Annotated in this window: 10 protein-coding genes and 1 pseudogene; 6 read left to right on the top strand and 5 right to left on the bottom strand. The window is 62.2% G+C overall.

The window, feature by feature from the left end:
• From sdhB to gltA, 3 genes and pseudogenes are all read left to right on the top strand, one after another.
• Positions 1–140: pseudogene (sdhB, locus tag VG320_RS11050) on the top strand (succinate dehydrogenase iron-sulfur subunit); the annotation flags it as partial.
• A 25-nt stretch (positions 141–165) separates the two neighbouring features.
• Positions 166–432, top strand: coding sequence for a succinate dehydrogenase assembly factor 2 (locus tag VG320_RS11045; protein WP_143886271.1), 267 nt, complete (start codon positions 166–168; stop codon positions 430–432).
• Between the two features lie 96 nt (positions 433–528).
• Positions 529–1,830, top strand: a complete 1,302-nt coding sequence (gene gltA, locus VG320_RS11040) for a citrate synthase (protein ID WP_327200148.1) — start codon at positions 529–531, stop codon at positions 1,828–1,830.
• 94 nt (positions 1,831–1,924) lie between these two features.
• Here the strand turns inward: gltA and VG320_RS11035 are convergent, their stop codons facing one another.
• Complete coding sequence (locus VG320_RS11035) at positions 1,925–2,389, bottom strand: VOC family protein (RefSeq protein ID WP_327200147.1); 465 nt, start codon at positions 2,387–2,389, stop codon at positions 1,925–1,927.
• A 121-nt stretch (positions 2,390–2,510) separates the two neighbouring features.
• Between VG320_RS11035 and VG320_RS11030 the strand changes: the two genes are divergently transcribed.
• Positions 2,511–3,854 (top strand): HAMP domain-containing sensor histidine kinase, encoded by a 1,344-nt coding sequence (locus VG320_RS11030; RefSeq protein ID WP_327200146.1) that lies wholly within the window; start codon positions 2,511–2,513, stop codon positions 3,852–3,854.
• 48 nt (positions 3,855–3,902) lie between these two features.
• A complete protein-coding gene (locus VG320_RS11025) occupies positions 3,903–4,559 on the top strand; it encodes a response regulator transcription factor (protein WP_327200145.1) in 657 nt (218 codons plus the stop codon).
• A 123-nt stretch (positions 4,560–4,682) separates the two neighbouring features.
• Here the strand turns inward: VG320_RS11025 and VG320_RS11020 are convergent, their stop codons facing one another.
• From VG320_RS11020 to VG320_RS11010, 3 genes are all read right to left on the bottom strand, one after another.
• Entirely contained in the window at positions 4,683–5,093 is a 411-nt protein-coding gene (locus tag VG320_RS11020; protein WP_327200144.1) for a TerB family tellurite resistance protein, read from the bottom strand.
• Between the two features lie 45 nt (positions 5,094–5,138).
• Complete coding sequence (locus VG320_RS11015; RefSeq protein ID WP_327200143.1) at positions 5,139–5,426, bottom strand: zf-TFIIB domain-containing protein; 288 nt, start codon at positions 5,424–5,426, stop codon at positions 5,139–5,141.
• 97 nt (positions 5,427–5,523) lie between these two features.
• Positions 5,524–6,540, bottom strand: a complete 1,017-nt coding sequence (locus VG320_RS11010; protein ID WP_327200142.1) for a TerC family protein — start codon at positions 6,538–6,540, stop codon at positions 5,524–5,526.
• Positions 6,541–6,754: 214 nt separating this feature from the next.
• Between VG320_RS11010 and VG320_RS11005 the strand changes: the two genes are divergently transcribed.
• Positions 6,755–7,519 (top strand): M48 family metalloprotease, encoded by a 765-nt coding sequence (locus VG320_RS11005; protein WP_327200141.1) that lies wholly within the window; start codon positions 6,755–6,757, stop codon positions 7,517–7,519.
• 61 nt (positions 7,520–7,580) lie between these two features.
• On the opposite strand, the gene VG320_RS11000 is transcribed toward VG320_RS11005, so the two are convergent.
• The gene (locus VG320_RS11000) at positions 7,581–8,435 is read right to left on the bottom strand and encodes a MipA/OmpV family protein (RefSeq protein WP_327200140.1); all 855 of its coding nucleotides are present in this window, start codon (positions 8,433–8,435) and stop codon (positions 7,581–7,583) included.
• Between the last annotated feature and the right edge of the window lie 378 nt (positions 8,436–8,813).

The following is an 8,813-nucleotide window of genomic DNA, read 5'->3' as shown; positions in this document are numbered from 1 at the left end:
GTCTGGACAACCTCGAAGACCCGTACCGTCTGTTCCGTTGCCACACGATCATGAACTGCGTCGACGTCTGCCCGAAGGGCCTGAACCCGACGAAGGCGATCGGCAAGATCAAGGAACTGATGGTCCGCCGCGCGGTTTAATCCGCGCTTGACCATACGAGATTGAATGGACTCGCATCAGTCTGACCCCCATCGCCGCGCGCGCCTTCGCTGGCGCGCGCGGCGCGGTATGCTCGAAAACGACATTATTTTCGAGCGTTTTTTTGACCGCTATGAGCATGACCTCAGCGACGCCGATGTGGGTGCGCTTACGCGCCTGCTCGAGCTGAGCGATAACGACCTGATGGACTTGCTGCTCGCACGCAAGGAACCAGAAGGCAATCTTTCCGACCCGGACGTGAAGCGGGTGCTGGAGCTGCTTCGCAACGTCTGAGATGCGGCGACGTCCATTGAATGTGGACGTTAGAAGGCGCCGCGCCGGACTTGCAAACTATCGAATCCCGTATTTATCTTCGATTGAGGATGTGCTATGACCCCGTCTGATGTAAAAGCCACGCTATCGTTCAGCGACAATTCGCCGAGCGTCGAACTGCCGATCTACAAGGGCACCCAAGGCCCGGATGTGATCGACATCCGCAAACTGTACGGTCAGACCGGCAAGTTCACGTATGACCCGGGCTTCATGTCGACGGCGGCGTGCAACTCGGCGATCACGTACATCGACGGGGACAAGGGCGAACTGCTGTATCGCGGTTTCCCGATCGACAACCTCGCAGAAAACGCTGACTTCCTCGAAACCTGCTATCTGCTGCTCAAGGGCGAGCTGCCGAACCAGGCGCAAAAGGACGAGTTCGTGAAGACCGTCACGCAGCACACGATGGTTCACGAGCAGATGCAGTTCTTCTTCCGCGGCTTCCGTCGCGACGCGCACCCTATGGCGATTCTGGTCGCTGCAGTCGGCGCGCTGTCGGCGTTCTATCACGACTCGCTCGACATCAACAACGCGAAGCATCGCGAAGTTTCGGCAATCCGCATGATTGCCAAGCTGCCGACGCTGGTTGCGATGGCGTACAAGTATTCGATCGGCCAGCCGTTCGTGTACCCGCAGAACGACCTGTCGTACAGCGCGAACTTCATGCGCATGATGTTCTCGAACCCGTGCGAAGAGTACAAGGTCAACGACGTGCTGGTGCGCGCACTCGACCGTATCCTGATCCTGCACGCAGACCACGAACAGAACGCATCGACCTCGACGGTCCGTCTGGCTGGCTCGTCGGGCGCGAACCCGTTCGCGTGTATCGCAGCCGGTATCGCCTGCCTGTGGGGCCCGGCGCACGGCGGTGCGAACGAAGCCGCACTGAACATGCTTGAGGAAATCGGCTCGGTGGAGAACATCCCTGAGTTCATCAAGCAGGTGAAGGACAAGAACTCGGGCGTGAAGCTGATGGGCTTCGGTCACCGCGTGTACAAGAACTACGATCCGCGTGCGAAGCTGATGCGCGAAACGTGCCACGAAGTGCTCGAAGAACTGGGCCTGCACGACGATCCGCTGTTCAAGCTCGCCATGGCGCTCGAAAAGATCGCTCTGGAAGACGAATACTTCGTGTCGCGCAAGCTGTACCCGAACGTCGACTTCTACTCGGGCATCGTGCAGCGCGCGCTGGGCATCCCGACGTCGATGTTCACGTGTATCTTCGCGATGGCGCGTACGGTGGGCTGGATTGCCCAGTGGAACGAAATGATCGCCGACCCCGAGCAAAAGATCGGCCGTCCGCGTCAGCTGTTCATCGGCAACACGCCGCGCGAAGCAAAGCCGATCTCGGCACGCTAAGCCAACTTGCAAGCGGCGCGTTCTGCGCGCCGCGAGTATTCCAGACGCCCCCACGGCTTGCCCGTCGGGGCGTTTGTTTTTCTCGTCCGTCTTTTCAAACCCAGCCGTCGATCTTCAGGCCGCTGGCCTGTTCCGCTTCCTCGCGCGAGACTTCACGCGTCGTCTGGCCAAAGCTCCAGACGTGGCCTTCGGGGTCCACCGCTGCATAGACACGGTCGCCGTAAAACTGATCGGACGGCTCGCGCACGATCTTTGCGCCCGCGGCTCGCGCGCGTGCGCAATGTTCGTCCAGACCGCTGCGCAACTGCACATGCACCGATTGCGTGTTCTTGCCCTCCACATCCTGCGGACTGGAGTAGGGCATGCCCGGCCAGCCGCCGCAAATCATCACGTAGCCGTCCTCGAAGCGCATTTCCGAATGCGCGAGCTTGCCGTCGGGCGATTTAACGACGAACTGGCGCGTAAAGCCGAACGCTTTCTCCAGCCAGTCGAGCGCGGCGAACGGATCGCGATAGTAGAGGGCGGAGCCGAAGGTAGGGCGCTGGTCGGTGTTGCTCATGATCCTCTCCCTTGCATGGTTGGGCAGTGCGAGCGCTCAATCTAGCACCGACGGGCGCACGACGCGTGACACCGTCCCGCAGATAACCCAGGCCCGATTTCCCCGCCCCGAATCCATTATCATGGGACGGCCCAACACCCTCGAACCGCCCATGTTCTTCGCCGCGAACTCCCTGCACCGTCGCCTGAGTATCGCCATCGGCACGCTTGCGCTACTCGTGGGCGTGCTGGGTTCGCTCGGCACGTTTCTGGTGGTTCGCAGCCTTGCGAGCGAGTTCAGCGCGAGCCTGCGCGACGCCGCCGCGCATGTTCAGTCGGGCGTCTCCCATCACGCTTCTGAAGACGGCCGCCGGCGCGCTTCAGACGACCTCGTCGTGCAGATCTGGTCCGCGGGCGATACCGATGAGCCAAGCCGCACGAGCGACCCCGACATCGCTTTGCCGCGCGCGCAAACGGGCTTCTCGTCGCTCGACTTCGACGGCGAGGCGTGGGACGTTTTCGCACTCGCGGCCGGCGACGAATACATCCAGATCGCCGAGTCGCGCAGCATGCGCAATCGCAATGCCTTGCGTGTCGCGTTCTGGAGCCTGCTGCCGGTGCTCGCGCTGCTGCCGCTGCTCGTGCTCACGATCGCAGTGACCGTGCGCCTGTCGCTGCGTCCGATGGAGCGCGTTGGCCGCCGCGCGGCCAAGGTCGATCTGCACGCGCTCAAGCCGCTGGAAGTCGAGAAAGCACCAGTGGAATTGCGTCCCTTCATCGAATCGATCAACCGCATGATCGAGCGGCTCTCGGTGCTCGTGAACGCAGAGCGCAAATTCATCGCCGATGCCGCGCACGAACTGCGCTCGCCCATTTCGGCGATGCAGTTGCAGATCGACAATCTGCGCGATGCGCCGCCCGATCAGTACCGCGAACGCTTCGACGAACTCCAGCGTGGTGTGGCGCGTACCGGGTCGCTCGTGTCGCAGTTACTCGGCCTCGCGCGCGCAGAAATTGGCGGCGCACAGCGCGCCGTGGAAACGATCGCGTTGACGCGCCTCGTGCCCGATGTGCTCGCGGATCTGCTGCCGCTTGCAGACGCGCGCGGTGTGGATCTGGGCGTCGAAAGGCTCGACGACGCGAGCGTGCGTGCGACCGAAGGCGATCTGCGCGTGCTGGTGAAAAACCTCGTCGATAATGCGATTCGCTATGTGCATGCGGGTGGACGTGTCGATGTTTCGGTGCTGCGCGAGGCGCAGAAGGTGACGATCGAAGTGAGCGACGATGGTCCCGGCATCGCAGAAAAGGACCTGCCGCATGTGTTCGACCGCTTTTTCCGCGCCGCGAACAACGATGTGGAGGGCAGCGGTCTTGGGCTCGCGATTGCGCAGGCATTGGCGCAAAGCTACGGCGGCTGCGTAACGCTCGCCAATCGAGGCGACGCCAAAAGCGGCATCATCGCGCGCATCGAACTGCCGCTGGCCTGAATCCAGGTGCGCGAACAATCTGCCATACATAGTAAGGAAAACTGAGCGATGCGGATTCTGCTGATCGAAGACGATCTGCTGATTGGGCCCGCGCTGCTGCGCGCGCTGAAGGACGCGTCCTATAGCGTCGACTGGGTCCGTACGGGCGAGAGCGGCCGCGCGGCGATCCGCGATGGTTCGTACACTGCGATCCTGCTCGATCTCGGTCTGGGCGACATGAGCGGCCTGGACGTGCTGCGCAGTGTGCGCGAGGCCAGCGACGCCACGCCAGTCATCATCATCACCGCGCGCGATGACGTGGACACGCGCGTCGAAGGCCTCGATCTGGGCGCCGACGATTATCTCGTCAAGCCGTTCGAGAGCAAGGAGCTGCTCGCGCGCATCCGCGCGGTGGTGCGGCGCAAGGCGGGTTTCGCCTCGGCGACAATGAGCAGCGCGCGTGTGACGCTTGACATGAATACGCGTCGTTTGACGTTCGAGGGGCAGAGCGACGATCTATCCGCGCGCGAATACGCCTTGATGCTGGCGCTGCTGGAGCGACCCGGTGCGATTCTGTCGCGTCAGCAACTGGAAGAACGGCTCTATGGCTGGGGCGAGGAAGTGGAAAGCAATGCCGTCGATGCCGTGATTTACAGCGTGCGCCGTAAATTCGGCCATGCGGTGATCCGCAATGTGCGCGGGCTCGGCTGGGCCGTGTGCGTCTGAATGCAAGAGTGGGCTGGGATAAAAAACGCGGCGAGTCAGGGGCTCGCCGCGTGGCGCACAACACCGGGGGAAGTCCGTGTTGCACGCTGGAAAACACATAAAAAATCGCGAGAGGCGACGACGTTACGATGCCAGCAGACGCTGCCACGGATGTGCATGCCACGACTTCGACAACACCGCGAGCAAGTCAGCCTCGCTCTGCGAGAGGTGGCGGTCGGCGTGCACCGCAACCAGGCACAGACTCAGCACTTCGGCGCGCAGACCTGGATCTTCGAGTTCGAGCAGCACCTGCTGCATAACGTCGGAGTCGAGCTTGCAGGCATCGCTCCAGTCCATGTTCGCGTTGGTGAGCAGGTCCTCGCAGAGATCGCGCAGGATCGTGCTGAATTCGCCCGGCGCGAGGCCAAGACGTTCGGCGATGCGGGCGCGGTGTACGGCGGCGAGTTCGCTGCTGTTCAGGTGCCCGTCGGCTAGCAGGGCAATGGCGACGATCCGTCCGGCGGCCTGCGGGCTATTGCTGATGTAAGTGCGCATGGTCAGGAGTCCTTGATCAATCGTTGAAGAATGTGCTGCGTGCGTTCAGTCGAAAATGTCTGCGAGCCACGATTTGCGGCGGCGTTCGTGCGAGCCGTGGCGATGCCCGTTGTCGCGGGAGCGGTGCTGCGAGCCGTGCTGTGATCCGTGGCCGTCGTAGCCATCGTCGAATTGCCGCCGCGTGCCAGGCTGGCTTTGCGCCGCGCGTTCGATGAGTTTGTCCAGTTCGCCGCGATCGAGCCAGACACCACGGCATTGCGGGCAGTAGTCGAGTTCGACGCCATGACGCTCCGCAATCGCGAGGGTGACGTCAGGGCAGTTCGGGCATTTCATGATGCGCTCCTTTCGGGGGCGGTAACCGATGCGGCTACCGTGGAAACCATCCTCGCAAAGAAGAATGAGCGAAGAATGAGGAAGCTCGCCGGCGCGCTCAGGACGCTTCGAGCGGGCCGCCGCCATCGCTGCCGCCGTTGTTGGGTCGCGTCTTGATGAGCGACACCACCACGCCGCCAATGAGCAGCGCCATGGTCACACCCAGGCTCAGCAGCGCCGGAATCTTGCCGACAATGCCCACCAGAAAAATCTTCACGCCGATAAACACCAGCACCAGCGCCAGCGCATGCTTGAGGTAGTAGAAGCGGTGCGCCATCGCCGCGAGCGCGAAGAACAGCGCGCGCAGGCCCAGCACGGCGAAAATATTGCTCGTGTAGACGATGAACGGATCGGTCGTGATCGAGAAGATCGCGGGGATCGAATCGACAGCGAAGATCAGATCGGCGAATTCGATCATCAACAGCGCGACGAGCAAGGGCGTCGCATAGCGCGTGAGCTTGCCGCTGACCGGGTGCACACGGCGCACCACGAAGGCGCGGCCTTCGAGCCGTTCGGTGACGGGCAGCACGCGACGGATCGTGCGCAGAATCTTGCTGTCCTCTACATGCGCCGCTTGCTTCGAGCCGAACAGCATCTTCACGCCGGTCGCCGCGAGAAACAGGCCGAACACGAACAGCATCCACTCGAACTGCGAGACCAGCGCCGCGCCCAGACCGACCATCAGCGCGCGCAGCACCAGCACGCCGACGATGCCCCAGAACAGCACGCGATGCTGATACGCGCGCGGCACGGCGAGCGCGCCGAAAATCGACGCGATCACGAACACGTTGTCGAGCGAAAGCGATTTTTCGATCAGATAGCCGGTGACATATTCGGTGGCCGGTTGCGCACCGATCTGCCACCAGATAAAGCCGCCGAACAGCAGTCCGATGGCGATATAGCCGAGCGAGAGCCAGAGGCTTTCGCGGATGCCGATCTCGCGGTCGTCCCGATGCAGCACGCCCAGGTCGAGCGCGAGCAGCACGATCACTACCGTGATGAAGGCAGCCCAGAGCCAGACGGGTTGGCCCAGAAAGGCGGTGGTGACGAACGACTCTAACGACGGCGCGAGCATAGGGACGGTCCTTGTAGGGAGTGAGGCGCTTAGGGCCTTTGGCCCATAGGGTCAGCCTAGCGACGCAGAATGAGCGGAAAATGAGCGCGCGGCGGCCGCGCTTTGATGTGAATTGATATGTGGCGCATAAAATCACGGGCGCGGGGTGCATGTGCCACGCCCGGGTGCTAGATTGTCGATCCTTACAAAACCTTCAATAGAAAGGACGATGAAAATGGCACGGATTCATCCTGGTCTTGTTTGTGGGCTTGCGTTTGCGTTGGGCGGTTGCTCGGGGCTGCAGAGCATGGACCCTAACGCTGCGCTATCCGCGGGCACGACACTCTTCAAGGCCGCATCGCTGTCGGACAGCGATATCGTCGCGATCTCGCAGGACGCCTGCAAGGCGAGCGACGCGCAGTCGCAGATCGCGGCCCCCAACAGCGCCTATGCCAAACGCTTGACGCGCGTGATGAGTGGCTTCGGCGACATGACCCTGAACGGCCAGAAGATCGACTCGAAGGTCTATCTGACGAAGGACATCAATGCGTGGGCGATGGGTAACGGCTGCGTGCGCGTCTACAGTGGCCTGATGGACAAGATGAACGACGATGAACTGCGTGGCGTCATCGGCCACGAGATGGGGCACGTCGCGCTCGGCCATTCGAAGAAGGCCATGCAGACGGCCTATACCGTGAGCGCTGCGCGCACGGCGGTGGGCGCGACCGGTAACGCGGTAGCTTCGAGTCTGAGTTCGTCGCAACTCGGCGATCTGACCGAAAAGTTCATCAACGCGCAGTTCTCGCAGTCGCAGGAAAGCGCCGCCGACGATTATTCGTTCGATCTGCTAAAGAAGAAAGGCATGAAGCGCGAAGGCCTTGTTACGGCCTTCCAGAAGCTCGCGCAGATCGACGGTGGGCAAAGTTCGATGATGAGCTCGCATCCGTCGTCGCCAAGCCGCGCGCAGCACATCCAGAGCCGCATCAAGGCCGAAGGCTGACAGAAGCGATAGAGAGCGGCCAGCGGCAGAGGGAGCGTGCTGGCCGCGCGTCAGTGCATCCTTAGAACTGATAGTTGATCGACAGATCGCAGACGCCTTCGGTCTTGGTCTGGATGATCGGGCTGTTCGCGGCGCTGCCGAGCAGACGCTTGATCGCGCCGTCGGCGCTCATGAACCAGTGCTTGTTCACGAAGTACACCATCGTGATGCCAAAACCCGCCGACTTCAGACCCGCGCTCGCGTTGTATTGCCGGTAGCCCGACGCAGCAGCTTGCTGTCCGGTCACGCCGAACCAGCTTTGCATGTAGTTCGAATCCGCGAACGTCACCGAGGGTCCGGCGAACCAGTAGAACGTCTTGCTGCTGCCAGGCAGCGGCATATAGGTGCCGAGATCGGCGGTCCAGCCGTTCGAGCCGCCGAAGCTGCGCGTGAAGGCCGCGCGCACCACCAGCGGGAAATCCTTCGACACCACGTACTCGCCCGCGATTTTCAGCAGCGGCGCGGGATTGATATTGCCCATGCCGTTCAGGCGCGACGGATCGTCGTGGCCGCGCCGCCCGAGGTCATAGGCGCCCGCGACGCTCATGCGCCAGTTCGGCCCTTGCAGAAAATTCACACCGAAGCCTTCGCCCGTCGAGCCGAACAGAATGTCCTTGTAGCGCAGGTCGATGCTCGGGCCCGCCATCATGTGATAGCGGTCGGAGCCGTCATAGCGCGGCTCGAAGGTCGAGCCGATGCCCAGGCGCGCCTCGAAATCCGGGCGATCGGGTTGATACAGCTTTTCGAGCGGAATGCCCGCCGAGTATTGCCATTCGCCCAGCGGCGAGGGCGTCTGGGCCTGCGCGCGCGGCGCGAAAGCGGTCAGCGCGCACGCGGTAGCCGCGACGGCGATCGACGAATGGCGCGCTGCGCCCATCGCGGCGCGCCTGATCGAGTCGACAGAGCAAATCGAGCGGGCCTGCGGGTGCCGCCCCTGATATTGGCTTGTTGTGATTGTTGTCTTGTACGCAGCGGCCCAGAAGGGCGTCGTGCGGGGCGAACGGGTTGCAAATGGCATGAGGCCTCCAGGATTGCCTGATCGTGCCGCGAGGTATCCGTGTCTGTTGCAATTCCAGTTTGACGGAACCCGGTTTTTTACGCTGGTGCGGCGGCGCACGTCTCGCAATCGACGTGCCCGATATGGCACCTTCTATTCGAGAGCGTCCTCGGTTTCGCTTTGGGGTTAAGGGAAAAAAGCATCGGAAAAACAAAGGCTTTGCTTCCCGCCGATGAATCCGCATGCGAAAAACGGCTC

Origin of the sequence: Paraburkholderia sp., assembly GCF_035948235.1 — a bacterium.
Classification (GTDB): domain Bacteria; phylum Pseudomonadota; class Gammaproteobacteria; order Burkholderiales; family Burkholderiaceae; genus Paraburkholderia.
Note: the sequence above shows the minus strand (reverse complement) of the source record. Positions and strands in the feature narration are given on the sequence as shown.